Consider the following 24333-nt stretch of genomic DNA (forward strand, 5'->3'; position numbering starts at 1 on the left):
GGAGAGCGATCTATTCGTGAATGAAATAACTCATCGTACAAAAACACGTCCTGTTAAAGTTGGAAATTTAACAATTGGCGGTAATAATGAATTAATTATACAAAGTATGACAACAACAAAAACGCATGATGTAGAAGCAACAGTTGCCGAAATTAAACGTTTAGAAGAAGCAGGTTGTCAAATTGTTCGTGTAGCAGTTCCAGATGAACGCGCTGCAGATGCAATTGCTGATATTAAAAAACAAATTAATATCCCTCTTGTTGCTGATATTCACTTCGACTATCGTCTCGCATTAAAAGCAATTGAAGGCGGTATTGACAAAGTTCGTATCAATCCAGGAAATATCGGTCGCCGTCATAAAGTTGAAGCAGTTGTAAATGCTGCAAAAGAACGCGGTATTCCAATTCGCATCGGTGTAAATGCAGGTTCATTAGAACGTCATATTTTAGAAAAATACGGATATCCAACAGCAGATGGCATGGTAGAAAGCGCATTGCATCACATTAAAATTTTAGAGGATTTAGATTTTCACGATATCATCGTATCGATGAAAGCGTCTGATGTGAACTTAGCAATTGAAGCATACGAAAAAGCTTCACGTGCTTTTGATTATCCATTACACCTCGGTATTACGGAATCTGGAACTTTATTTGCTGGAACTGTCAAAAGTGCAGCCGGTCTTGGAGCTATCTTAAGCAAAGGCATTGGTAACACACTACGTATTTCATTAAGTGCAGACCCAGTTGAAGAAGTAAAAGTTGCGCGCGAACTATTAAAATCATTTGGTCTTGCTTCTAACGCTGCTACATTGATCTCTTGTCCGACTTGTGGACGTATTGAAATTGACTTAATTAGCATCGCAAATGAAGTAGAAGAATATATTTCAAAAATTAAAGCACCGATTAAAGTTGCGGTACTTGGCTGTGCAGTAAATGGTCCTGGTGAAGCACGTGAAGCTGACATCGGGATTGCCGGAGCACGCGGAGAAGGTCTGCTTTTCCGTAAAGGTGAAATTGTACGTAAAGTACCAGAAGAAACAATGGTAGAAGAATTAAAAAAAGAAATTGATAAAATTGCAGCAGAATATGCAGCAAAACAAGAAAAATAAGGCGAAAAAATTCTACTAAAAAAGCTTGTCAGTTTCAAAACTGACAAGCTTTTTTATTGTGCACATTTCGGACAACGTCCATATATTTCAAACTTATGCCCTGTTACTTCAAATCCTTTAAAATCTTTATTCATTAATTCCATTGGACACGATGTAATTTCCTTCGTTCCTCCGCAATCTAAACAAATGAAATGATGATGGTGTTCTGTAGTAGAACATTTGAAGCGAAAATGCTTTTCACCATTTAATTCAGTCTGTTCCAAAATACCAATTTCCACAAATAAAGTTAAATTACGATAAATGGTATCAAAGCTTAATCCCGGATAATCATCTTTCATATTAGCTAAAACATCTCTGGCTGTTAAATATTTATTGTGAGTTGCAAACAGTCGAAGCATCTCTTCTCTTTTTCCGGTATGTTTATAGCCCTTTTCTTTCATAAGGTGTAAAGCTTCTGTAAGATTCATAATCATCCCTACTTTACGCAGTTTTTTTCTTCTCCCATAAGATTGCACCAATTAAAATAAGAACTGCTAACACAACAATTGTACCACCTGGAGCTAGGTTAAGCTGATAAGAAGCCAACATACCTCCGATTACCGAAATTTCCCCAAATACAATAGAGTAGAAAATTGTTTGCTTAAATCCTTTTGCAATGCGAATACTCGCTGCAACCGGTAATGTCATTAACGATGAAACGAGAAGAATACCGACCACACGCATCGAAACCGCAATCACAAGTGCAACTAAAATAACAAAAATAAAGTGAATCCATTTTGCACGCAAACCTGTTGCTACAGCATATTCTTCATCAAAAGATAATAAGAACAGTTCTTTGTATAATAAAATGATAACAACGACCACAACAATAGCAACTAATCCAATAATGAGTAAATCTCCGCTTGTTACCGCGCTCACACTACCAAACAAATAGCTAAATAAATCTGTATTAAACCCATTCGCAAGCGAAATGAACACAACACCGATTCCAATACCAGCTGATAAAATAATTGGAACTGCTAATTCTTGATAATGTTTATATACCGTTCTTAATTTTTCAATAAGTAAGGCACCGCCAATAGAAAATACCATTCCCATATATAATGGATTTAAAAAGCCACCGGTAAATACTGTTTTTTCTAGTAATAAACTCGCTGCAATACCTGACAACGTAACATGACTTAACGCATCAGCAATGAACGATAAACGACGAATTACAACAAAAACACCTAGCAGCGGGGCAACAATTCCAATTAAAATTCCAGCATATAAAGAATTTCGTAAAAAGTCATATTGCAAAAAATCCTGTATCATCGTATCCCCCCGTGATGCTCGTGATCATGCTCTAAACGATGAACATGATGACCATATAATAACGACATTTCAGCATCTTCTAACTCTCGGAATGTCTCTACATTCCCATGGAAGTGTAGATGCTGATTTAAGCACGCTACATGCGTCACTTTTTCTGTCACCGCGCCAATATCATGCGTCACAAGAATAAGTGTAATTCCTAATTTCTTATTTAAATGTGCAAGCATTTCGTAAAAACTTTCAACGTTTTTTACGTCTACACCTACTGTCGGTTCATCCAAAATCAATAGCTCTGGATCGCTGACAAGCGCTCTTGCAATAAAGACGCGCTGCTGTTGTCCTCCGGAAAGCTCTCCAATATTCCGATTTATAAAATCACTCATTCCAACATTGGCGATGGCCTGTCTTACTTTTTCTTTATCAGACTTTGATAAAAAACGAAACAAACCTTTTTTAGAAACAAGTCCCATCGAAACAACTTCAAATACAGTTGCCGGGAATCCAGAGTTAAAGCTATTTGCCTTTTGTGAAACATATCCAACTTTATTCCAATTTTTAAACTTTTTACTATCGACACCAAACAACCGAATCGTCCCTTGTTTCGGTCTTAAAATACCTAATATACATTTTAATAATGTAGATTTCCCCGATCCATTTGGTCCTACCAAACCTAAAAAAGCTCCTTTAGGAACTTGTAATTGAATGTTCTCTAACACATTTCGCTCTTCATAACGAAAGGTTAAATTCTTGATTTCTAATATATATTCCATCATACCTCACCTATTTTAATTCAGAATGATTCCGATTTATTTCTATTTGAATTATATTACAGCTTATTACGAGTTGTAAACCAATCTGCCCTAGAATATACCTCTCATTTAGACAACCCTTCTATTATAGCAAAAAGCAGAGAAAATCTCTCTGCTTTTAGTGAATTGCTGATTTAAATTTTGCACCTTTTGTTTCTTGCGTATTCATTATAGTAATAAAAGCATTTTCATCTACTTCATGAACAATCGATTTTAGCTTCGTTACCTCTAAACGAGTAATAACTGCATAGATGACTTCTTTTTCTTTATCTGTATAGCCACCTTTTCCAACCAACTTCGTTGTTCCACGACCAAGTCGATGTAAAATTGCATTTGATACCTCTTCATAATGGTCTGACACAATAATAACTGCTTTTGTTTCATCCAAACCTTGAATAACTGTATCAATTGTTTTAAAGGCAATATAGTATGTCATAACAGAATACATTGCTTGTTCTACGCCAAACACAAATGCCGCCCAAGAAAAGACGAAAATATTCATAAACATCACAAATTCACCAACAGAAAACGGTAATTTCTTTGTTAGTAAAATACCTAGAATTTCCGCTCCATCTAATGAACCACCATGTCTAATTACAAGCCCAACACCAACACCTAAAATTAATCCGCCAAAGACAGTCGCTAAAATCGGCTCTGTCGTAAAGGGCTGAATAGAATGTAATGTCGACTCAATGAAAGCTAAACATACAACTGCAAAAACAGAAGATAACATAAATGTTTTTCCGATTTGCTTATAACCTGAGTACATAAATGGTAAATTGAGGATTACAACTAAAGTGGAAAAGCTTAGCCACCATATATTTGGTGTAAGGTAATCTAATATGAGGGAAACACCGATAATACCACCATCAATAATTTTGTTTGGAATTAAAAAGAGTTCGAGTGCAACTGCAGCACAGCCAGCACCTATTACAATCATAACAAGACGATACAAAAGATGAATGATACTTTCTTTTCTATGTTGTTTTTTTTCCATGTTACCTCCTTTAATGATTTTCATATAGTTTTATTCTTTTATTATAACATACTCTTATTCTTCTGATGAGAAAACAGTCTGCTTTGGAATATATACAAGCATATTCCACATATATTCGGATATGAGGACAAAACAAAGGAGGCAACACCATGAACCTCATTCAACAGTTTGTAAACAAAAAAATAAACTCTATGACTTCTAAAGAATTATTAAAATATAGTACACAATATGGAGTATCTATTACAAGCGAACAAGCAGACAAAATCGTTACATTAATTCAAGGAAAACATATTAATATTTATGATACTCAAGAAAGATTGCAACTTTTAAAACAAATTGCAAAGGTTACTTCTCCTGCTACCGCACAACAAATCAATACCCTATTCCAAAAATTAACAAAATAAAAAAAGGGGGACTCCCCTTTTTTATTGACCTTTAATTTTCTGAAGAATCTCTTCATCAAACATACCGTTTTTCAACATTTCAATTTCAAATTTATACGGCGGCTTTTTATCTTGTTTATCCTCACCTACATACGGTGTTTCAAGAATTTTCGGTACATGCTGTAATTGCGGATGATGTACAATGTGGTGCAATGTTTTATAGCCAATATGACCAAAACCGATATTTTCATGACGGTCTTTTCTAGCACCGCGCTCATTCTTACTATCATTAATGTGTAATACTTGTAAACGATCAATACCTACAATTTTATCAAACTCGTTTAAAACACCGTCAAAATCATTAACAATATCATAACCAGCATCATGTGTATGACACGTATCAAAGCATACAGATAACTTCTCATTATGTGTTACACCATCAATGATTCTAGCAAGCTCTTCAAAACTGCGTCCGCACTCCGTCCCTTTTCCAGCCATTGTTTCTAGCGCAATGTTCACTGTTTGATCAGCTGTTACTACTTCATTTAATCCTTCAATAATTTTTTGGATTCCTGCATCCGCACCTGCTCCAACATGCGCTCCCGGATGGAGTACAATTTGCTTTGCAACGCCTAATGCTGATGTTCTTTCAATTTCCATACGAAGAAAATCAACACCTAGCTGGAACGTTTCAGGTTTTATTGTGTTACCAATATTAATAATATAAGGTGCATGAACAACAATTTCTTCAATCCCATGAAGTTCCATATGTTTACGTCCAGCTTCTATATTTAACTCTTCAATTGGTTTCCTTCTCGTATTTTGCGGTGCCCCTGTATAAACCATAAACGTTGTTGCACCATAGGATACAGCTTCCTCACTCGCTGCTAATAGCATTTTCTTTCCACTCATCGAAACGTGAGATCCGATTTTCAACATGTGATCACCTCTTATACATACAATAGCTATAATGATAGCATAATTTGTAGAAACCTGACACTCTTGACTTCTCTATAAAAAAGCACAAACGCTAAACATTTCCAAATTTCATAAAGTGAAACTTCTATCAGTGGGGATTTTCTTCATACCCACTGATGGAAAGCCCGCCCAATCGGGCTTTTATTGGCAGTTATCCCCCACCTATCTCCTTCGCTTTTTCTGAATCTTGAGGTGGGGGTCTTACTGCCCACGAATAGCGGGGAAATTCTTATCCATAAAAAAAGATAAGGAGTCCCTTATCTTTTCTTTTTGCTATATTTTTTCTTAATTTTTTCGCGTTCCCATTCAAGCTTTTTCTTATAGTTCGGTTTTACTTTTTTCGGTTTTTTCACAACTTTTTGCGCCATAGCATCCAATTGATCATTTGGTTTCTTACGACTTTGACGACGACGACGAGGTCCTAATTCAACCCACTCACCTGCACGCAAATCAACATGTTTGAATTCAATATGGCGTTGCTTCTCTAAAGTATCTAATGCTTCTTCATCAGCCGGATCATAAATTGTTGCTGCAATACCAGAGTACCCAGCACGTGCAGTTCGGCCAACACGGTGAATAAAGAAATCTAAATCGGACGGAATTTCATAGTTAATAACATGACTAATTCCCTCAATATCAATACCACGTGCAGCTAAATCCGTAGCTACAATGTATTGGAATTCTAAATCACGAACTTGTTTCATCATTTTCTTGCGGTCACGAGGGGATAAATCACCGTGAATACGACCAACTTTTAAACCGCGCTCCGCTAAACCATCAGCTACTTCATCAGCCATTTTTTTTGTATTTGTAAACACGATCGCTAAATACGGCTGATATTGCAGTAACATATTTTTCACAAGCTCAACTTTATTACGGTGTCTTGATGGAATAAGATGATGTTCAAGATTAACTGCTGCTATTTGCTTTGGATTAATATGAATATGCTCTGGGTTCTCCATATATTTCTTCATAAATGGTTTTAACTTTTGCGGAATTGTCGCTGAGAAAACAAGCATTTGTAAATTTTTCGGCATACGCGCTGCAATTTTATCCACATCGTGAATAAAGCCCATATCAAGCATTAAATCTGCTTCATCGACAACAATAACTGAAGCCGTATGTACAAATAGTGCTTGCTCTTCCACTAAATCTTTAATACGACCAGGTGTTCCGACAACAACATGCGGTTGTTTCTTCAGCTTTTCAATTGAACGCTGTTTATCTGTCCCACCGATAAAACAACGCGCTGTAATCATTTTGTCTTCTTCACAAAACTTTGTTATCTTTACAATTTCTGCATAAATTTGCTGTGCTAATTCACGAGTTGGAGCTGTAATTACGAGCTGTACTTCCTCTCGATTTGTATCAATACGATTTAACGTTGGAAGTAAATACGCGTGTGTTTTTCCAGAACCTGTTTGTGATTGCCCGATAATACTAATTCCCTTTTTCACAACCGGGAAAATCTTCTGTTGAATTTCTGTCGGTTCTGAAAAACGTAATTCACGAATTGCATCTATTAAAAATGGTTGAAAATCATACTGTGTAAATGTTTGCACTGTCATACATTCCACCTTCTTCCTTATTTCTACTGCGTTCATTAATCAGTCAAGTTAACATTATATCGAAATCTACCAGTAAAATCTATCTTTAGTTTAGCTTTTCAGCAGAAAAACTAACCTTCTTTCTGTTAATTGCATATTGTAGTGTATATTACCTAATTGAAGAAAGGAGGATTTCCTAATGCGTATGAAATCCCCTCCATATCAACAAATGTACGGTCAGCCTCCATATCCTTATACGATGTATCCGTCACCAGGTATGCAGCCGTCACCGGGTATGCAGCCGATGATGCCTAAAAAGAAAGGGTTTCTTGCAAAATTGTTTAAAAAAAACGAACCAGCTGCAGATTATATGCATATGATGCCCCCTTATAGACAAATGGAAACATACTCAAATATACCCTATCAGCAAAACCGTCCATATATGCAACCGCCGCAGCAGCAAAACCACCCATATATGCAACCGCCGCAGCAGCAAAGAATGATGCAACCTCAAATGATGGCACCAAATGAAACACGCGGGATAGCAAACGAAACACGCGGAGCGGCAGGAGCAGCAGGAAGTACAACTAGTGGGATTGGCAGCTTTTTCACTAACTTTATTTCAAACCCCACTGGAATGCTAAACAACGTTGAAAAAGTTGTCCAAATGGCCCAATCCTTTGGACCCGTCGTGCAGCAATACGGCCCGGTTGTCCGCAGTATCCCTAACATAATGAAGATACTTACATCCGGAAAAAGTACTGAGGAAAAACAAACAGAAGAAGTCGAAATAATACCTCCCACTCCATCTAAACAAATACCTATCACAAGCAAACCACTTACCTCCCAAATCACACTTGAAGATGACGCAAACGTAGAAACCATACCATCTACTACTTCTAAACCAAAGTTATATGTGTAACATTTCTTTGTCATCCGCCTTCTTCTCCTTTATAATAAAAAGGGTTGACTTTATAAAACAAATCCTTTTTTAAAGGAGCGGATTAACTATATGAAAATTGTTAAAATTTCTCCTCGTGGCTATTGCTACGGTGTTGTAGATGCGATGGTCATCGCGCGCAATGCAGCGCTGGATAAAACTTTACCAAGACCTATTTATATTCTAGGTATGATTGTCCATAACAAACACGTAACAGATGCGTTTGAAGAGGAGGGTATTATTACACTTGATGGCCCAAGCCGCTTAGATATTCTAGAGAAAATTGAGTCTGGCACTGTTATTTTTACAGCTCACGGTGTATCTCCTGAAGTAAAACAACGTGCAAAAGAAAAAGGACTAACAACAATTGATGCGACATGTCCTGACGTAACAAAAACACACGACTTAATTGAAGCAAAAAAAGCAGAGGGCTATCATATTATTTATATCGGCAAAAAAGGACATCCTGAGCCTGAAGGTGCAGTTGGGATTGCCCCAGATATTGTCCATCTCATTGAGAAAGAAGCAGACCTTGAAACACTTACCATTCCAACTAATAAAATTCTAGTCACAAACCAAACGACGATGAGTCAATGGGATGTTCAACATATTATGGAGAAAATTCAAGAAAAGTTTCCAACAGCAGAATTTCACAAAGAGATTTGTCTTGCTACACAGGTGCGCCAAGAAGCGGTTGCAAAACAAGCAAATACTGCTGACTTAACAATTGTTGTTGGCGATCCAAAAAGTAATAACTCTAACCGCCTTGCACAAGTATCTGAGGAAATCGCTAGCACAAAAGCATACCGTGTTGCCGATGTAAGTGAAATTCAATTAGAATGGCTACAAGGCGTAGAAACAGTTGCTATTACAGCAGGTGCTTCTACACCAACCCCTATCACAAAAGAAGTAATCGCATTTTTTGAACAGTACGATCCAATCAATCCTGCAACGTGGGAGCGTAAACGAAACGTACCACTACAAAAAATCTTACCGAAAGTAAAAGTAAAATAAAGTGCAGCTCTCCATCAGCAGGTGTTCTTCCCCACTGATGGAGAGCTCGCTTTTACGGGCATTAAGCCTCCCAAAAATATCGGGACAATACAAATAAATCCGTTATCTTGTGAGATAACGGATTTCATTTTGCATTTTATACAAATGTAAATGGATCAGTATGTAATTCTGAAGCATGAATACGCGTAGTAAATTTTCTCTCATCTACTCTTGCTTGTAATTGTTTTTGCACACCTTTTTTCATCACTTTCTCCACATTGTGCCCTGGGTCTACAATATTTAATCCGAGCATCATCGCATCATGCGCAACATGATAATACATATCTCCTGTTACATATACGTCTGCTCCTTTAAATTTTGCTTGCTTTATATATTTATTTCCATCCCCGCCAAGTACCGCTACCTTTTTCACAGTATCATGTAAGTTTCCAACAACGCGAGTTCCCTTCACTTCAAGGGATTCCTTCACATGCTCTGCAAACTGTTGTAATGTCATTTCTTGCGGTAAATATCCGATTTTCCCAAGTCCTAATGTTTCACCTTTGTTCTCTAGCGGATAAATATCATATGCTACTTCTTCATACGGGTGCGCCTGTAGCATTGCCTTCATGATTTTACGTTGCAATGACGCCGGGATAATCGTTTCAATACGAACTTCTTCTACCTGCTCTAAACGCCCTGCCTCTCCGATATACGGATTCGTTCCTTCTTGCGGCAAAAATGTACCCTTGCCTTCACTATTAAACGTACAGTGACTATAATTTCCGATATACCCTGCTCCTGCATTACCGATTGCTTGACGTACTGCTTCTGCATGCGAAGAAGGAACAAATACAACTAGCTTTTTCATTTCTTCTGCATAAGTAGGAACAAGTACTTCCGTTTCCTGCAATCCTAAAGCATCTGCAAGTAAATCATTCACACCACCTTTTGCGATATCCACATTTGTATGAGCAGCATAAACTGCAATATCGTTTTTTATACACATTTCAATAATACGCCCGTACGCTTGCTCTGTATGAATTACTTTGAGCGGATTAAAAATAAGCGGATGATGGGCAATAATTAAATTTACCCCTTTTTCAATTGCTTCTTGTACAACTTCTTCTGTTACATCAAGCGCAATTAACACATTCTCTACCGATTTATTTAATGCCCCAATTTGCAATCCAACTTTATCGCCTTCGACCGCTAAATGTTTCGGGTACATACTTTCAAATAAAGAAATGATTTCATATCCATTAGGCGTTTTACTCATGATAAAACCTCCTCAATCATACGGATCTTCTCTAGCACTTCTGCTCGCTTCGCCTTCGTCTCTTCTGTTTCTGTTGCACGTTCTAATTGCTTAAAAATATTTTCAAAGTTTTTTCGTTCATTTTCCCATTTTTCTACAAACACTTCATTTTTCTCTTTCATTAAAAATGGTCCCATGAATAAAGCTTCTTCTTTCTTCTCATTGTAGGGCGCTAGAACATTGCCCTGTTCCCCTACTAAAATTTCGTAAATCTTTCCGTCTTCTTTTACGATTTTTTCTTTTATTAATTCCCAACCATTCTCAATAAACCATTCACGAATATGATGTGCAGCAATGTTAGGTTGTAAAACTAAACGAGTTACACCACTCAGCTTCTCTTTTCCATTTTCTAAAATATCACGAATTAACGCACCACCCATACCTGCAATTGTAATTACATTCACTTCCCCTGGCGCGATGACTTCTAAACCATTCCCTTTCCGTACACTCACTTTATCTTGCAATCCACATTCTGCTACTGTAGCTTGTGCAGAACGAAACGGACCTTCTACAACCTCTCCTGCTATCGCCTGCACGGCAATATGATGCAAAATTGTATAGCAAGGTAAATAAGCATGATCCGAACCAATATCTGCAACAGTAGAACCTGTTGGAATTTCAAGCACTACTTCTTCTAATCGTTTTGAAAGCTTTACTTCATTCATTTGTTTCAATTGCTCCTTCTCTTTTCGGTCTGTCTCCATGATAAAGAATTTATAGTTGTTGTTGCAAGGGAATAAATTATTTTACTTACCTTACAAACCATTTTTTTCGAATTCAACGTTCTAGGTGATATAGTGAAACTAACATATATCACCAAGTAATTGTTTCATGTAGTCACTACATGCCCTTTTCAGGATTGTCTTGATCCTCTTTATTTTAAAAAGAAGGTAAACAGAAAGCAAACATAATAATGTGAAACTTCCGTCAGTGGAGGTTTTCTTCATCCCCCACCTATCTTCTTTGCTTCTCTCTGATTCTTGAGGTGGGGGTCTTACTGCCCACGAATAGCGGGATAAAGACAAAAAAAGACCCTTCGCTTAAACGCAAAGAGTTTCCATGTAACAGCATATTATTTTTTCTTTGATAACCAATCCGCAACCTTTGATGCTTGATCCGCTGGAATAATACCCGGTGGCATGTTTCCTCTTCCTTTTAAAATAACTTCTTGGATTTGATCCTTCGAAAGTCTGTCACCCACTTTTTGTAAATTAGGACCAACTGCTCCTTGCAACTGATCACCATGACAACTTGTACAATTTTGTTTTACAATCTCATCAGGTTTTGTTGCTGTTTGCGTCGCTTTCCCCCCGTGTTTCTTCGCCTCAGCTAGCTCCTTGGATTTATGCATGCCTTGAAATGAAAATACAAACATCATAACAATTCCCAATACAGCAATAAGAGCAAATGGAATTAACGGATTACGCTTCATTTTTTTCTTTTTCCCCCTCTACATCCCCTAATAGTTTGATGATTCAGTTATTTATATTGTACTTGAAAACGCTCTACCAGAAAAGACCAAACTATACTATGTTAAAAATATTCCATATTTTCTATCAATTATTCCGCTACAAAATCACGTAAATTTTTGATAAATATCCACTTTTCTCATCATAAACAGTTATATTTTCTACATATTTTTGCTAGGAATACACGAAATTAATCGAAAAATCGAAAAATGACCATTTGCAAATCAAAAGACAATTCTGTAAAATAAATTACAAGAATTGTAATTGCTTTTGATAGCTGATTTTAACAAAAATTAACAAAAGAAAAAAGTTTACTTCATATTAATGAAGTAAACTTTAAACAAATCTCTATTCTAAGAAATCTTTCAAACGTTTGCTACGGCTTGGGTGTCTTAATTTACGAAGCGCTTTTGCTTCAATTTGACGAATACGCTCTCTCGTAACGCCGAATACTTTTCCAACTTCTTCAAGCGTACGAGTTCGTCCATCGTCTAAACCAAAACGAAGACGAAGAACATTTTCTTCACGATCTGTTAATGTATCTAATACATCTTCTAATTGCTCTTTTAATAACTCATATGCTGCATGTTCTGCAGGAGATGTTGCTTCTTGGTCTTCGATAAAGTCGCCTAAATGAGAGTCGTCCTCTTCACCGATTGGTGTTTCAAGAGATACTGGCTCTTGTGCAATTTTTAAGATTTCGCGTACCTTTTCAGGAGCCAGATCCATCTCTTCACCAATTTCTTCAGGAGACGGTTCACGGCCTAAATCTTGTAATAACTGACGTTGAACACGAATTAATTTATTGATTGTTTCAACCATATGAACAGGTATACGAATTGTTCTTGCTTGGTCCGCAATTGCACGTGTAATCGCTTGGCGTATCCACCATGTTGCATACGTACTAAATTTATACCCTTTGCGGTAATCAAACTTTTCAACAGCTTTAATTAGACCCATATTCCCTTCTTGAATTAAGTCTAAGAAAAGCATACCGCGGCCAACATAACGTTTTGCAATACTTACAACAAGACGTAAGTTTGCTTCTGCAAGGCGACGCTTCGCTTCTTCATCGCCTTCTTCAATACGTTTTGCAAGAGCAATTTCGTCTTCAGCAGATAGTAAGTCAACACGACCAATTTCTTTTAAGTACATGCGCACAGGATCATTAATTTTCACACCTGGCGGTACACTTAAATCATTTAAGTCAAACTCTTCTTCTGCTTTGGCTAATTGACGTGTGTTTGGATCTTCATCGCTGTCGCCAACTAAATCAATTCCTTGTTCACCTAAATATTCATAATATTCATCCATTTGTTCGGATTCAATATCAAATCCGCTCATGCGTTCTGCAATCTCTTCATATGTAAGAACGCCACGTTTTTTTCCGAGCTCTGTAAGTTGCTCTTTCACTTGTTCAAGTGTTATATCAGTTTCAATTTGTTTAGAACGAGCTGGTTTATCAGCCATTTGTTCCCCTCCTTACGCGAGATACAAACAATGATTATAATAAGTTTTTATACAAAAAGCTATTTTCTTGCTTTTCGCTTTTGTAAATACTCTTGGAAAAAACGCGCTGCTGCCAAATGGTCTTCTTTTTCCATTTGCTTGAGCTTAAAAATATTTTCCATTTTCTTTATTTTTTGCTTATGTCGACGTAAAGCATCTACGTTACCATGAAGCAATTCTTCTGAGTATTCGGGATTAATCATTTCATCTGTTGAAATATTGGTTACAATATTTTTTAATTTTTCATCAGAAAGCCAACTTAAAAAGTTTCCGACTGACGGTTCATTTCCCTTTTCATAATATGCGTATAACTCATATAAAATCCCTTTATGTTCTTCTGTATGAAAATCTTCTATATGAGGCTCGATACGAAAAGCGATATCTACACTTTGCAACATATGATAAATAAGCTCTCTTTCAGCTCTTTCAAAACCAGAAAATTTCGGCTTCGCATGAACAATTTGAGAAGACTGCGAAATTGGCTTTGTCTGTTTTTGCTGTACCTTTTGTTCTTTGCGATATTGGTGCAATTGCCCAAGTAGTGTTTCCATTGAGTAAGCAAATTCCTGTGACAATGCCTTCAAATATGATTCCGCCTGCATTGCATCTTGCAATGACGCTAACTCTTTTAAAACACTTTTCACATAAGCTTCTTTTCCAGATTCATCTTGCAAATTTTTCCCTAAACGAAGATAATTTATTTTAAATCCAACAAAACTTATACTTGCTTGTACAAGTTTTTGAAACGGTGTTGTCCCGTATCGCTGTACATATTCGTCAGGGTCTAATTTATCTGGCATAGAGACAACTTTCACTTCACAACCGGTTTGCAATAACAATTGTCCTGCTTTCATTGTTGCTTCTTGTCCTGCTTTATCACCATCATAGCAAAGAACAACAGTTTCAACATTACGCCGCAGAAGCTTCGCCTGTTCCTCAGTTAAAGCAGTGCCCATTGTTGCAACAGATTCTTCAATTCCACTTTTCACAGCTGCTAAAACATCCGCATACCCTTCAAAGAGAAGAACTTGCCCTCGTTTTCGAATAAACGGCCTTGCTTGATGAAAATTATAGAGCAGCTTGCTTTTATGAAAAATAGGTGTTTCTGGGCTATTCAAATACTTGGGAGTATCATCCCCTAATGCCCGTCCACTAAAAGCAGCCACTTTTCCTTGCAATGTGTGAATTGGAAATATAACTCTTCCACGAAAACGATCATGATAACTACCATCCTTCTCGCTGCGAACAAGTAACCCAGCTTGCTCCATAACAGTTGGTGAAAATCCTCGTTTTTGCAAGATTTTCGCTGCTGCATCCCAAGCAGGAGTGGCATATCCAATTTCAAACTTTGCAATCATTTCTTTTGTAATACCTCGCTCTAACAAATACGAAAGCGGTTGTTTCCCCTCTTCTGTATTTACTAAGAGATGATGGTAATACTTTTTCAAAAGCTCATGAGCTTGCAACATAATCGTGCTATCATCAGATATGTTTTGTTTTTGCTCTAGTTCTGATGTAAAGTTAGCAACAGGAATATCATTTCGCTCACCTAGTTTTTGTACAGCTTCCACAAAAGACAGTCCGTCTATTTTCATTAAAAAGGAAAAAACATTTCCCCCTTCTCCGCATCCGAAGCAATGAAAAATTTGCTTATCAGATGAAACAGAAAACGAAGGTGAGTTCTCGCCATGAAAAGGACAAAGTCCAAAATAATTTCGACCTTGTTTTTTAAGCTGCACATATTCACCAATTACTTCAACAATATCAGATGATGTACGAATTTGTTCTACAACTTCCTCGGGAATTCTGTTCCCCATAACTCCATCTCCGTGTCGTATTTTGTATTCGATACAAACTAAAGGATTCCTCTATAATTCGACAATATTTTTTCTAAACTAGACAAAAAACATTATCGATCATGCTGAGAAAATGCTTTTGGCCCTTTTGTAAAGGTTCCTTGTCTACGTAACTTCGCAGATACATATCGATTATATAAAATTGTATCCATATGCTCATCGGTTACAAAGGTGCCACGCGGAGATAATACGTATACTCCTTTTTTAACAAGAAGACCAGCAAGTCCCATATCTTGTGTGATAACGAGATCTCCTGCCTTTGCACGCTGATAGATGTAAAAATCCACCTCATCTTGCTCAGAATCTACATATATCTAATTCCCTTTTTGGCTTCTTGACTGATGGGCGTAGGATGCGATAAACCAAATGTCGACATGAAATTTGGCACCAACGTGCAAAATTTCTTTCTTCACTAGACATGCATCTGCATCAACAAAAATTTTAGTGATGTTTTGCATATTTCTCTATTCTACATCCCTTCTGTGAATCCTTCCATAATGTGTGTTTTCTTGTTCAGATTTTTGTCGATTTTACGTAAAAGTATTTCCTTCACAAATCCTATCCCTAGTTTATTCTGAAAAATTAAAGTCTAAACGTAAAATGAATGTTTTTATCACAATTTTTTATTATAATATATTTTTCTAAACTTAGCTACATGTCCATTAAATTTTCATAATTGAGTAAAAAAAGCACATTCACCTTCGGTAAATGTGCTAAAACTTCTGTCGGTTTTGCACTGCATTCACAATAATATTTGCCGTTTCTTCAATCGCTTTATTAGATACATCAATAACAGGACAACCGATTTTATTCACTACACGTTCAAAGTGTTCAAGCTCATCCTTAATACGATTAATGTTAGCGTAACTTGCGCCATCACTTAATCCAAGAGATTTTAAACGTTCCCTGCGAATATGATTTAATTTATCAGGCGTTATTTTTAAACCAAAGCATTTTTCTTTTGGCACGCGATATAACTCATCCGGCGGATCTACTTCAGGTACGAGAGGCACATTGGCAACTTTTAATCGTTTGTTATGCGCAAGATATTGTGAAAGTGGTGTTTTAGATGTACGTGACACTCCAATTAATACGATATCAGCTTTTAAAAGACCACGCGCATCTCTACCATCGTCATATTTCACAGCAAATTCAATCGCTTCAATCTTTTTGAAATACTCTTCATCCAACTTTCGTACAACCCCTGGCTCATATCTTGGAATTTGCCCTGTTACCTCTTCAATTTGGTCGATAAGAGGACCGATAATATCATAAGCCTCTACACCCTCTTTTGCCGCTTCTTCCCGTAAATATTTTCGCATATCAGGCTTTACTAACGTAAAACAAATAAGCGCATCATTACTTTTGGCGATAGAAATAACTTCTTTTAATGTCCCTGTATCTTCTACGTACGGTACACGTCTAATGTCCGGCGCAAATGGAAATTGCCCCATAGCTGCTCGAACAACTAAATCAGCTGTTTCTCCAACCGAATCAGATACGACATATACGATTTTACTATTCATTGCATTACCTCACTTTAAACGAATTGCACTTACTCATGATTCACTAAATCAACGAATGCACGCGTAATATTAGTTTTTGTGATGCGACCGACAACTTCTAATCCTTGTTTCGTGTCCTTCACAACCGGAACAGCATCAATCTGCTTTTCTATTAAACCCATTGCGACATCATACAAGCTATCTTCCTTGCGACACATCGTAACATTCGGCATTCTTGTCATAATAATATTTACCGGTAATGACGTTAAATCCTGCTTTCCTAGACTTGCTCTTAGCAAATCTTTTCGAGAAACAACACCGACTAACAATGTATTTTGGTCAACGATAAATAAAGTACCGACATCTTCTAAAAACATTGCACAGATTGCATCATATACAGAAACGTTTTTATCAATTACAGCCGGCCTAGATTGATAATCTTGTACAATAACTTTTTTAACCGCCTCAGAAAGCAGTTGTCCACCTGTTTTTCCAGTATAAAAGTAGCCAACACGCGGACGCGCTTCTAAATAACCCGCCATTGTTAAAATAGCTAAATCTGGCCTAAGCGTTGCTCTCGTTAAATTTAATTGCTCAGCAATCGCTTCTCCTGTAATTGGACCGTTATCTTTTACAATCTGGATAATATGTTCTTGGCGCTTATTTAGTTCTATGATAATCACCACCTTCATTACAAAACGAAAAGAGTTATACTATCTCTTAAATATTATATACTAAATATGTCATTCGAAAAAGAAAGTATGTAAAAAAGACCCTATTCGGTCCTCTTATATTTGAAATTTATCAAGTTGATCTAAAAACCGTCTTGATTTTAAATATATCCCACAATATTCATCATAGTACATATTCAATACTGTGCGCATTTGTTTTTTTGTTTCTTCTTTAACAGATACATTTCCAAGACGCGCTAAATCAAAATGATAAAATAACCGCAACAGCTTATGAACAGCTTCTCCAATTGCAATACGGTACGGGTCTTGCTCAGCGTGATGTTTACATAGAAAGCCGCCTTCCCTAACAGAGAAGGCGACAAAATCTGTTGACTGGTGACAAATTGCACATGTATCAAAGTACGGGTTAAGCCCAAAAACTGGCAACATTTTCGTTTGATAAATTAGTGCTAGAACTTCTGGGTCAACCCCTTCACTCATATAATGCAATGTTTGATATAACAGCTCAAATAGATACGGATTATGTTTTTTCTCTTCTGTCGCTTTATCAGTCAGTTCAACAACAAATGACGCATAAGCAGTTAAAAATAAATCTTCACGGATTTCTCGCATAGAAGAAATAATCTCACCTTGCTGTAATGTCCCTAAACCGGAACCCATTTGAATAAGAAAATGGCCGTGAGTTAATAATTGAGAAATGGATGCTAGTCTACTTTTAGGTTTTTTAGCTCCTCTAGCCATTGCACTAACTTTTCCTAATTCGCGGGAAAATATAGTTACAATTTTGTTTGTTTCTCCATAATCAATTGTTCGAATGACAATTCCCTCAATTTTTTGAAACATGTTCGTCACCATCCAAGGTTCGAACAAAATGGGTCAGGAAATTGGAGAATCTAGCTCTAATACTTCATCATGCTGATGCATTTCATCCTCTGCACTATTTTCAATTTCTTTCAAGAGCAGATATGTTTCAATGCTTCCTGTTTTCGAGAAAACTTTCCAGGTAAAATCTAACATAAGAATCCACCTTTCTCAGTAAGCTTACATGTAATCCAATTTCTTTCTTTGTTATTAAAATGACCCATTTTGTTCATTTTCATGTGAGAAAAATTTTTCTAAATTATACAGTTTTTATCCTGCCATTCGCGGGCAGGCCCCCCACCTCAAGATTGGAAGTTCCATTTTATAAATATTCGTCTTCGCGGAAGCCAAGGTCACGTAATTGTGACATTTTGTTACGCCAATCTTTCTGTACTTTTACCCACAACTCCAAAAATACTCTTGAACCAAGAAGCGACTCAATATCAATGCGCGCTCTTTTTCCAACTTCTTTTAACATCTTACCCTGTTTCCCAATCACAATTCCTTTTTGTGATGGACGTTCTACAATGACGGTTGCATTAACATAAATTGCCCCGCCTTCACGCTTTTGAATTGCATCAATAACAACCGCAACAGAATGCGGCACTTCTTCACGTGTTAAATGCAATACTTTTTCACGAATAAGTTCTGCAATAATAAAACGCTCTGGATGATCTGTCACTTGATTTTCCGGATAATACTGTGGACCTTCTGGTAAATATTTTTTAATCGCTCCAATTAACGCTTCCACATTATTTCCTTCTAACGCTGAAATAGGTACAATTTCAGCAAAATCGTATAACGTACGGTATTTATCAATAAGTCCAAGCAGCTCCTCTGGATGAACTTGATCAATCTTATTGATTACTAAAAAGACTGGTCGCTTCGTTTCTTGTAATTTTTCAATGATAAACTCTTCACCGCGTCCAAAGCCTTCCTCCGCATTGACCATAAACAAAACAATGTCCACTTCTTTTATTGTTGTTTGAGCCATTTTAACCATAAAATCGCCAAGCTTATGCTTTGGTTTATGTATACCTGGTGTATCAATAAATATGACTTGCGCATCATTTTCTGTGTAAACACCTTGAATTTTATTACGTGTTGTTTGTGGTTTATCACTCATAATCGCAATTTTTTGACCGATAATTCGATTTAAAAATGTTGATTTTCCAACGTTTGGTCTCCCAATAATAGAGACAAAACCCGATTTAAAACCTTCTCTATTCATGTAAATCCTCCGCTAAAAATGCTCCTGGTAACAATTCTCCTACTGTTGTTTCTTGTATGTCACCTTTTAAATTTGTTAAATACACTTTTGTATTTGACTCACACAATTCTACCATAACTTGACGACACGCTCCACATGGAGGTACCGGACGTTTTGTATCCGCTACAACTGCAATTGCAGTAAATTCTGTGCTTCCTTCAGAAATCGCTTTAAATAGCGCTGTTCTTTCCGCACAGTTACATAAACCATACGATGCATTTTCAACATTACAACCACGGTATACTTTCCCGTCTGTCGCTAATAATGCAGCACCTACTTGAAATTTGGAATAAGGTACATATGCTTGTTTACGCGCTTCGATGGCTTCTTGGATTAATTCTTTGCTGTTCATCGCTTCTCTTCCTTTCCATTTACATTATGAAAAGATAAAAATCTTTGGAATGCAACTATATCATATACGATCCAAAGATAATAGCACCAATTACAACGGCAATAATCGAGAAAAACAATACCGCGCCTGCTGCTGCGTCTTTTGCTATTTTAGCAAGTGGTTTCACATCAGTCGTTACTAAATCAACTGTTTTCTCTATCGCTGTATTGACGATTTCTAGCGCAAATACAATGCCAATTGTCAAAAGTAAAATAAGCCACTCTATTTTCGTAATACGAAAATACAAACCAAGGCCACTAACAACGCACGCTGCTAAACAATGAATTTGTACATTTCGTTCATGAAGAAGACAAAAGAAAATCCCAGCAAATGCATAGCGAAAACTGTTTATAAGTTTTCCTTTTTTCATCTACCCAATCCAAAAGTATCAAGAATTTCTTTTTGCTTTCCAAACATGACCTTTTCTTCTTCTTCTGTCATATGATCATAGCCAAGTAAATGTAAAAAGCCATGCACTGCTAAAAAACCAAGCTCACGCTCAAAAGAATGGCCATATTCTTCAGCCTGCTCTTTCGCTCTCGGAATAGAAATAATAATATCCCCTAACATACGAGGCATTTCCACACCGACAATTTCCATTTCCCCTTCACCTATATCTTCCATGGCAAAAGAGATCACGTCTGTTGGCTGATCTTTATCACGATATTCACGGTTAATTTCTTGAATGCGCTCATTATTTACAAATGTAATCGAAAGTTCTGCTCCATCTTCTACAGATTCTGTCTCTGCAGCTTTTTCAACCAACTGTTGAATCATGTCAACATACTCTTCTCTTACTTCTTCCGTTTCATCAAAAAAGTCAATTATTAACCCCATTTACTTCACCTTTTCTTCTGATAATTTCGGATACTTAATCCGAGAATGGAAAATTCCATTTAATGTTTCACATAATGTTTTCTCCACAATTTGCAGTTCTTTAAATGTTAAATTACATTCACTAAATTGTCCATCTTGCAGACGATCCTTAATAATACTACGAACAAGATTGTCAATTTGCTCCGGCGTTGGTGCATTCATCGAACGCACTGCTGCTTCTACACTATCAGCAACACCAACAATTGCTGATTCTTTTGATGTTGCTTTTGGGCCTGGATAACGAAACATCTCTTCTGTATACTTCTCTTTATCCTCTTGCATTGCTTTATAGTAGAAATACTTTAATAAAGTAGTTCCATGATGCTGCGCCGTGATATCAATAATTTCTTGCGGAATATGATGTTCCTCTAACATTTTTACTCCATTTGTAACATGAGCAATTATAATATCCCTGCTCGTTTCAGGATCCAATCGATCATGAGGATTTGAGATTCCCATTTGGTTTTCAATAAAGAAATGCGGCTGTACCGTTTTTCCGATATCGTGATAATATGCCCCTACACGTGCTAGCATACCATTTGCTCCAACAGCTTCACATGCCGCTTCTGATAAATTTGCAACCATCACACTATGATGATATGTCCCTGGCGCTTCCAATAAAATCTTGCGAAGTAATGGATGGTTTGGACTTGCTAATTCTACCAGCTTCATACTAGAAACGAGACCAAGTGCACTTTCTAAATATGGCAAAATCCCCATTGCTAAAATAGATGAAATAATCCCAGATGCTGCCGCCATTAATAAATGCGTTCCAATCTCCAACAGTGAAAAGTTTCCGTTCCGCAGTAACAATAAAGCTGCTAATACAACCACATTTAAAATAGATACAAGTATCCCAGCTTGCAGCAGCATTGTACGACGGTTTTTTTCACGTAAGAAAATACTAACAGAAAGCGAGCTAATCAATACGTAAATCCCAACTGAATAATTCAGCGTACTCGTTACCCCTTCATTAAATAAAATACTACCACACACTGAAAAAATCACACTCGTTATAAAAACAAATCGATCACCGATCATTAGCTTCACTAATATAGTTCCCATTGCAACCGGGACAATATAAGCAATGCCAGCGTATTCTAATTTTTGAAACAAACTAATAATTTTCATTAAAACAACCGTAATAGCGACAATTGTTGTATATGCTAAAATATATGGCTTGTCCTCTCTGTTCGGCTTTAAAAACGCCTCAAATTGCTTATGCATAAAGAATAGAAGAACACCGATAAAAATAGCTAGTCCTAAAAATGGTTGAAATGAATTACTTTGATCTAGCAATCCTACTAACTTCAATTGTTCATATATTTCTCTTGTAATTGTGTCGCCTTCTTTCACAAGAATTTGACCTTGTAAAATATAAACAGGTGCCACTTGATCCATCGCCATCTGCTTTCGTTCCGTCGTAGCGGACGAGTCATAAAAATAATTTGGCACAATCGCATACTGCCCAAGCGCAATAATTGCTTGTTTCAATTCATTGCTAACAAATACATTTTTTAACTCGTTGGAGATACGGTCTCTAAACTGATCTACCTCATTTATTTTAATATGAGAACTCATTAAATTATTAACAGCTGTGACAGTTGATTCCCGCGCCACAAGAAGCTGACCTTCTTCTGCATTTAAAAATTGCAATAACACTTGATCAGACAAACTTTTTGTTAAATCCGTTGGCAATTTCTTTTTTAACTTATCCAATCGTTCTGTAGTCGACAAAGTTTTTTGTGCATCTGGTGCCGAAGCATTTGTCTCTGAATCTACTTCTTTAACTGCATCAAAGACCGAATTCACAACATCGATTCGGTTTTGTTTATATTCACTTCGATACGTATACTGATCCTCGACCTTTTGAGCCGCTTCTCTCTTTTTCTTTTCTGTTGTTACTTTATCTTCAATTTTAACAGGAGAATGGATTGTCTTTTTTGAAATAGACAGCATTTTGACATCTAATTGTTCCGGTTTTACATTATTCATCAGCGCAAAAAATAGTACTGCTCCTATTAAAACATAAGAAATCCAGCTCAATTTTTTCGAATGCTGTATATTGCGAAACCACTTAGCAACTTCTTGAAACCTTAACATAATTACAATACCTTCTCCTCTCCAGATTTAAAGTGAAACTTTCATTCGCGCAACACTTTGTCCTCACGAATGATTAGTTGAACCAATCAGGCTCTTACAATCGGGTTACTTTCATTTCTTTGCTCTACTACCGATTGTTTGAACGGGATAAAGTAAAACTTCCTTCTAGCTAGTGCGCCTTCCTCTAGACAATAGATTGAACCAATCAGACCCTTACAAACAGAAATTATTCTTTCCACTCTTTATGATAGTAAAAAATAATACATTAGCCAACCGTTCCCCTTTATCTCTATAAGATATACAGTGAAACTTCCATTCGCGAGACGCTTTCCCTCACGAATGGCTAGTTGAACCAATCGGGCTCTTACAGTCGGTTCGCTTTCTCTTCTTTGAACTGCTTCTATCGACTGTTTGAGCGGGATAAAAAGAAATGATCCTTACAAGCAGGATCATTCCATTTTATCATATGCTTCAATAATGCGCTGTACGAGCGGATGACGAACAACATCCGATTGCTCAAGTTTAATAAATGAAAGTCCAGGTACAGCGTCTAACACATTCGCTGCAATCGAAAGACCAGATTTCACACCTTTCGGTAAATCAATCTGAGATGGATCTCCCGTTACAACCATTTTGGAACCAAATCCAAGACGCGTTAAGAACATTTTAATTTGTGCTCCAGTTGTATTTTGCGCTTCATCTAGTATAACAAACGCGTCATCGAGTGTTCGTCCTCTCATATATGCTAATGGTGCAATTTCAATGATACCGCGTTCCATCATTCTTTGCGTATGTTCTTGCCCAAGCACATCATGAAGAGCATCATAAAGAGGGCGTAAATACGGATCCACTTTTTCTTTCAAATCTCCCGGTAAAAAACCTAGACTTTCTCCCGCTTCAACAGCAGGTCTTGTTAAAATAATTTTTTTCACATAACCATTTTTTAATGCTCGAACAGCCATTACCACAGCTAAGTATGTTTTACCAGTACCTGCTGGTCCCATTCCAAAAACAATATCATTTTTCTTAATGGCATAAATATATTGCCTTTGCCCCATTGTTTTCACCCGGATGGACTTACCTTTTGCTGTTTTGAAAATTTCTTCTTCATACAACTCTTCAAAATGAGCCAATTTCCCTTGACGGCCAAGTTGTATCGCATAGGTTACATCACGCTCAGAAATCGATATACCTTTGCGAATAACAGCTAGAAGTTGTTGTAATATACCTTCAACAAGAGCTACCGCTTCGTCTGTTCCAGAAACACGAACAGATCCCCCCCTCGTAACAATCGATACCTCAAGTTCGTTCTCAATTACTTTTAAGTGTGCATCATTTACTCCAAACAAAGCAATTGCTTCATTATGGTTTTCCAATTGTTGATTGATCTCTACTAATTGTTCAGCCATTAATT

At 36.9% G+C, this 24333-nt stretch carries 25 protein-coding genes and 1 pseudogene; 4 read left to right on the forward strand and 22 right to left on the reverse strand.

Annotated features, from left to right (window positions below; translation table 11 throughout):
* Positions 1–16 precede the first annotated feature (16 nt).
* On the forward strand, positions 17–1108 hold the full coding sequence (gene ispG, locus ACFQZ1_RS03705) for a flavodoxin-dependent (E)-4-hydroxy-3-methylbut-2-enyl-diphosphate synthase (protein ID WP_098307794.1): 1092 nt from the start codon (positions 17–19) through the stop codon (positions 1106–1108).
* Between the two features lie 53 nt (positions 1109–1161).
* On the opposite strand, the gene ACFQZ1_RS03710 is transcribed toward ispG, so the two are convergent.
* From ACFQZ1_RS03710 to ACFQZ1_RS03725, 4 genes are all read right to left on the reverse strand, one after another.
* Positions 1162–1575, reverse strand: a complete 414-nt coding sequence (locus tag ACFQZ1_RS03710; protein ID WP_377880751.1) for a Fur family transcriptional regulator — start codon at positions 1573–1575, stop codon at positions 1162–1164.
* A gap of 13 nt (positions 1576–1588) precedes the next feature.
* Entirely contained in the window at positions 1589–2422 is an 834-nt protein-coding gene (locus ACFQZ1_RS03715; RefSeq protein WP_377880752.1) for a metal ABC transporter permease, read from the reverse strand.
* Positions 2419–3192, reverse strand: coding sequence for a metal ABC transporter ATP-binding protein (locus ACFQZ1_RS03720; protein ID WP_377880753.1), 774 nt, complete (start codon positions 3190–3192; stop codon positions 2419–2421). Before ACFQZ1_RS03720 ends, ACFQZ1_RS03715 begins: the two co-directional genes overlap by 4 nt.
* A 157-nt stretch (positions 3193–3349) precedes the next feature.
* Positions 3350–4228: a YitT family protein gene (locus ACFQZ1_RS03725; RefSeq protein WP_377880755.1), complete on the reverse strand. Its 879-nt coding sequence runs from the start codon at positions 4226–4228 to the stop codon at positions 3350–3352.
* 149 nt (positions 4229–4377) lie between these two features.
* On the opposite strand from ACFQZ1_RS03725, the gene ACFQZ1_RS03730 reads away from it, so the two are divergent.
* On the forward strand, positions 4378–4632 hold the full coding sequence (locus ACFQZ1_RS03730) for a DUF2624 domain-containing protein (RefSeq protein WP_377880757.1): 255 nt from the start codon (positions 4378–4380) through the stop codon (positions 4630–4632).
* A gap of 21 nt (positions 4633–4653) precedes the next feature.
* On the opposite strand, the gene ACFQZ1_RS03735 is transcribed toward ACFQZ1_RS03730, so the two are convergent.
* Positions 4654–5550 carry a deoxyribonuclease IV gene (locus tag ACFQZ1_RS03735; protein ID WP_377880758.1) on the reverse strand — a complete coding sequence of 299 codons (897 nt, stop codon included), beginning with the start codon at positions 5548–5550 and terminating at the stop codon, positions 4654–4656.
* A 296-nt stretch (positions 5551–5846) separates the two neighbouring features.
* Positions 5847–7157, reverse strand: coding sequence for a DEAD/DEAH box helicase (locus ACFQZ1_RS03740; protein WP_377880760.1), 1311 nt, complete (start codon positions 7155–7157; stop codon positions 5847–5849).
* 178 nt (positions 7158–7335) lie between these two features.
* Here ACFQZ1_RS03740 and vrrA point away from each other — a divergent pair, with 178 nt between their 5' ends.
* Positions 7336–8058, forward strand: a complete 723-nt coding sequence (gene vrrA / locus ACFQZ1_RS03745) for a VrrA/YqfQ family protein (protein WP_377880761.1) — start codon at positions 7336–7338, stop codon at positions 8056–8058.
* 90 nt (positions 8059–8148) lie between these two features.
* Complete coding sequence (locus ACFQZ1_RS03750) at positions 8149–9090, forward strand: 4-hydroxy-3-methylbut-2-enyl diphosphate reductase (RefSeq protein ID WP_377880762.1); 942 nt, start codon at positions 8149–8151, stop codon at positions 9088–9090.
* A 136-nt stretch (positions 9091–9226) separates the two neighbouring features.
* On the opposite strand, the gene ACFQZ1_RS03755 is transcribed toward ACFQZ1_RS03750, so the two are convergent.
* The 16 genes and pseudogenes from ACFQZ1_RS03755 to ACFQZ1_RS03830 form a co-directional block, all read right to left on the reverse strand.
* Complete coding sequence (locus tag ACFQZ1_RS03755) at positions 9227–10348, reverse strand: Nif3-like dinuclear metal center hexameric protein (RefSeq protein WP_377880763.1); 1122 nt, start codon at positions 10346–10348, stop codon at positions 9227–9229.
* Positions 10345–11052 (reverse strand): tRNA (adenine(22)-N(1))-methyltransferase, encoded by a 708-nt coding sequence (locus ACFQZ1_RS03760; protein WP_377881041.1) that lies wholly within the window; start codon positions 11050–11052, stop codon positions 10345–10347. The genes ACFQZ1_RS03755 and ACFQZ1_RS03760 overlap by 4 nt, the downstream gene beginning before the upstream one ends.
* A gap of 407 nt (positions 11053–11459) precedes the next feature.
* Positions 11460–11819, reverse strand: coding sequence for a cytochrome c550 (cccA, locus tag ACFQZ1_RS03765; RefSeq protein ID WP_377880764.1), 360 nt, complete (start codon positions 11817–11819; stop codon positions 11460–11462).
* Positions 11820–12204: 385 nt separating this feature from the next.
* Complete coding sequence (gene rpoD, locus ACFQZ1_RS03770; RefSeq protein WP_336481689.1) at positions 12205–13326, reverse strand: RNA polymerase sigma factor RpoD; 1122 nt, start codon at positions 13324–13326, stop codon at positions 12205–12207.
* A 59-nt stretch (positions 13327–13385) separates the two neighbouring features.
* Positions 13386–15182: a DNA primase gene (gene dnaG / locus ACFQZ1_RS03775; protein WP_377880765.1), complete on the reverse strand. Its 1797-nt coding sequence runs from the start codon at positions 15180–15182 to the stop codon at positions 13386–13388.
* 92 nt (positions 15183–15274) lie between these two features.
* A pseudogene (locus ACFQZ1_RS03780) lies at positions 15275–15679 on the reverse strand (YaiI/YqxD family protein).
* A gap of 255 nt (positions 15680–15934) precedes the next feature.
* Positions 15935–16747 carry a pyruvate, water dikinase regulatory protein gene (locus ACFQZ1_RS03785; protein WP_377880766.1) on the reverse strand — a complete coding sequence of 271 codons (813 nt, stop codon included), beginning with the start codon at positions 16745–16747 and terminating at the stop codon, positions 15935–15937.
* A 29-nt stretch (positions 16748–16776) separates the two neighbouring features.
* Complete coding sequence (ccpN, locus tag ACFQZ1_RS03790) at positions 16777–17409, reverse strand: transcriptional regulator CcpN (protein ID WP_377880767.1); 633 nt, start codon at positions 17407–17409, stop codon at positions 16777–16779.
* A 105-nt stretch (positions 17410–17514) separates the two neighbouring features.
* Positions 17515–18261 (reverse strand): DNA repair protein RecO, encoded by a 747-nt coding sequence (gene recO, locus ACFQZ1_RS03795; RefSeq protein WP_377880768.1) that lies wholly within the window; start codon positions 18259–18261, stop codon positions 17515–17517.
* 33 nt (positions 18262–18294) lie between these two features.
* Positions 18295–18435 (reverse strand): YqzL family protein, encoded by a 141-nt coding sequence (locus ACFQZ1_RS03800; protein WP_377880769.1) that lies wholly within the window; start codon positions 18433–18435, stop codon positions 18295–18297.
* A 166-nt stretch (positions 18436–18601) separates the two neighbouring features.
* The gene (gene era / locus ACFQZ1_RS03805) at positions 18602–19510 is read right to left on the reverse strand and encodes a GTPase Era (protein ID WP_377880770.1); all 909 of its coding nucleotides are present in this window, start codon (positions 19508–19510) and stop codon (positions 18602–18604) included.
* Positions 19503–19901, reverse strand: a complete 399-nt coding sequence (locus ACFQZ1_RS03810) for a cytidine deaminase (protein ID WP_377880771.1) — start codon at positions 19899–19901, stop codon at positions 19503–19505. Before ACFQZ1_RS03810 ends, era begins: the two co-directional genes overlap by 8 nt.
* A 55-nt stretch (positions 19902–19956) precedes the next feature.
* Positions 19957–20310, reverse strand: a complete 354-nt coding sequence (locus ACFQZ1_RS03815) for a diacylglycerol kinase family protein (protein ID WP_377880772.1) — start codon at positions 20308–20310, stop codon at positions 19957–19959.
* Positions 20307–20777: an rRNA maturation RNase YbeY gene (gene ybeY / locus ACFQZ1_RS03820; protein ID WP_377880774.1), complete on the reverse strand. Its 471-nt coding sequence runs from the start codon at positions 20775–20777 to the stop codon at positions 20307–20309. The genes ACFQZ1_RS03815 and ybeY overlap by 4 nt, the downstream gene beginning before the upstream one ends.
* On the reverse strand, positions 20778–22919 hold the full coding sequence (locus tag ACFQZ1_RS03825) for an HD family phosphohydrolase (protein ID WP_377880775.1): 2142 nt from the start codon (positions 22917–22919) through the stop codon (positions 20778–20780).
* A gap of 449 nt (positions 22920–23368) precedes the next feature.
* A complete protein-coding gene (locus ACFQZ1_RS03830) occupies positions 23369–24328 on the reverse strand; it encodes a PhoH family protein (protein WP_377880776.1) in 960 nt (319 codons plus the stop codon).
* Positions 24329–24333: the final 5 nt, after the last annotated feature.

The organism is Bacillus sp. CGMCC 1.60114 (assembly GCF_042676365.1).
Classification (GTDB): Bacteria; Bacillota; Bacilli; order Bacillales; family Bacillaceae_G; genus Bacillus_A; species Bacillus_A rhizoplanae_A.

Excerpts from the sequence above, each read along its gene's own strand:
- ACFQZ1_RS03710 (WP_377880751.1), bottom strand. The coding sequence starts at position 1,575 with ATGAATCTTACAGAAGCTTTACACCTTATGAAAGAAAAGGGCTATAAA.
- ACFQZ1_RS03715 (WP_377880752.1), bottom strand. The coding sequence starts at position 2,422 with ATGATACAGGATTTTTTGCAATATGACTTTTTACGAAATTCTTTATAT.
- ACFQZ1_RS03720 (WP_377880753.1), bottom strand. The coding sequence starts at position 3,192 with ATGGAATATATATTAGAAATCAAGAATTTAACCTTTCGTTATGAAGAG.
- ACFQZ1_RS03725 (WP_377880755.1), bottom strand. The coding sequence starts at position 4,228 with ATGGAAAAAAAACAACATAGAAAAGAAAGTATCATTCATCTTTTGTAT.
- ACFQZ1_RS03730 (WP_377880757.1), top strand. The coding sequence starts at position 4,378 with ATGAACCTCATTCAACAGTTTGTAAACAAAAAAATAAACTCTATGACT.
- ACFQZ1_RS03735 (WP_377880758.1), bottom strand. The coding sequence starts at position 5,550 with ATGTTGAAAATCGGATCTCACGTTTCGATGAGTGGAAAGAAAATGCTA.
- ACFQZ1_RS03740 (WP_377880760.1), bottom strand. The coding sequence starts at position 7,157 with ATGACAGTGCAAACATTTACACAGTATGATTTTCAACCATTTTTAATA.
- vrrA (WP_377880761.1), top strand. The coding sequence starts at position 7,336 with ATGCGTATGAAATCCCCTCCATATCAACAAATGTACGGTCAGCCTCCA.
- ACFQZ1_RS03750 (WP_377880762.1), top strand. The coding sequence starts at position 8,149 with ATGAAAATTGTTAAAATTTCTCCTCGTGGCTATTGCTACGGTGTTGTA.
- ACFQZ1_RS03755 (WP_377880763.1), bottom strand. The coding sequence starts at position 10,348 with ATGAGTAAAACGCCTAATGGATATGAAATCATTTCTTTATTTGAAAGT.
- ACFQZ1_RS03760 (WP_377881041.1), bottom strand. The coding sequence starts at position 11,052 with ATGAATGAAGTAAAGCTTTCAAAACGATTAGAAGAAGTAGTGCTTGAA.
- cccA (WP_377880764.1), bottom strand. The coding sequence starts at position 11,819 with ATGAAGCGTAATCCGTTAATTCCATTTGCTCTTATTGCTGTATTGGGA.
- rpoD (WP_336481689.1), bottom strand. The coding sequence starts at position 13,326 with ATGGCTGATAAACCAGCTCGTTCTAAACAAATTGAAACTGATATAACA.
- dnaG (WP_377880765.1), bottom strand. The coding sequence starts at position 15,182 with ATGGGGAACAGAATTCCCGAGGAAGTTGTAGAACAAATTCGTACATCA.
- ACFQZ1_RS03785 (WP_377880766.1), bottom strand. The coding sequence starts at position 16,747 with ATGAATAGTAAAATCGTATATGTCGTATCTGATTCGGTTGGAGAAACA.
- recO (WP_377880768.1), bottom strand. The coding sequence starts at position 18,261 with ATGTTTCAAAAAATTGAGGGAATTGTCATTCGAACAATTGATTATGGA.
- ACFQZ1_RS03800 (WP_377880769.1), bottom strand. The coding sequence starts at position 18,435 with ATGTTAGATTTTACCTGGAAAGTTTTCTCGAAAACAGGAAGCATTGAA.
- era (WP_377880770.1), bottom strand. The coding sequence starts at position 19,510 with ATGAATAGAGAAGGTTTTAAATCGGGTTTTGTCTCTATTATTGGGAGA.
- ACFQZ1_RS03810 (WP_377880771.1), bottom strand. The coding sequence starts at position 19,901 with ATGAACAGCAAAGAATTAATCCAAGAAGCCATCGAAGCGCGTAAACAA.
- ACFQZ1_RS03815 (WP_377880772.1), bottom strand. The coding sequence starts at position 20,310 with ATGAAAAAAGGAAAACTTATAAACAGTTTTCGCTATGCATTTGCTGGG.
- ybeY (WP_377880774.1), bottom strand. The coding sequence starts at position 20,777 with ATGGGGTTAATAATTGACTTTTTTGATGAAACGGAAGAAGTAAGAGAA.
- ACFQZ1_RS03825 (WP_377880775.1), bottom strand. The coding sequence starts at position 22,919 with ATGTTAAGGTTTCAAGAAGTTGCTAAGTGGTTTCGCAATATACAGCAT.
- ACFQZ1_RS03830 (WP_377880776.1), bottom strand. The coding sequence starts at position 24,328 with ATGGCTGAACAATTAGTAGAGATCAATCAACAATTGGAAAACCATAAT.